Below are 672 nucleotides of genomic sequence, written 5' to 3'. Positions count from 1 at the left end.
TGCTCGTCACCGGAGTCGCACGCCGCCTGGGGGGCCGCTTCGTACGGCGCATACAGCGCGAGCCCGATGTCGCCCGGGTGATCGGCGTGGACGCCGTCACCCCCGAACACCACCTCGGCGGGGCCGACTTCGTACGCGCCGACATCCGCCACCCCGCGATCGGGAAGCTGCTCGCCGAGACCGGCGTCGACACCGTCGTCCACATGGACATCAACGGCACCCCGCTCGGCGGTCGCGGCAGCCGCACCTCGGTCAAGGAGACCAACGTCATCGGCACCATGCAGCTGCTCGGCGCGTGCCAGAAGGCGCCGTCGGTCCAGCGGCTCGTGGTCAAGTCCAGCACCAATGTGTACGGCTCCGCGCCCCGCGACCCCGCCGTCTTCAACGAGACCACCCCACCCAAGTCGCTCCCCAGCGGCGGCTTCGCCAAGGACGCCGTCGAGGTCGAGGGGTATGTACGGGGCTTCGCCCGGCGCCGCCCCGATGTGGCGGTCTGTGTGCTGCGCTTCGCCAACATCCTGGGGCCCTGCGCGGACTCGCCCCTCGCCGAGTACTTCGCGCTGCCCGTACTGCCCACCGTCATCGGCTACGACCCGCGGCTGCAGGTCGTCCACGAGGAGGACGCCATCGAGGTGCTGCGGATCGCCGCCTCCGAGCCGGCTCGGTCCACGC

Annotated in this window: 1 protein-coding gene; it reads left to right on the top strand. The window is 71.4% G+C overall.

Annotated elements, in window-relative coordinates; all coding sequences use genetic code 11:
* Positions 1-672: NAD-dependent epimerase/dehydratase family protein (locus CCN51_RS46790; RefSeq protein WP_143676121.1), on the top strand; the 672-nt coding region annotated here is incomplete at both ends.

The sequence above is a fragment of the Streptomyces milbemycinicus genome, from assembly GCF_002154605.1.
Classification (GTDB): domain Bacteria; phylum Actinomycetota; class Actinomycetes; order Streptomycetales; family Streptomycetaceae; genus Streptomyces; species Streptomyces milbemycinicus.
Note: the sequence above shows the minus strand (reverse complement) of the source record. Positions and strands in the feature narration are given on the sequence as shown.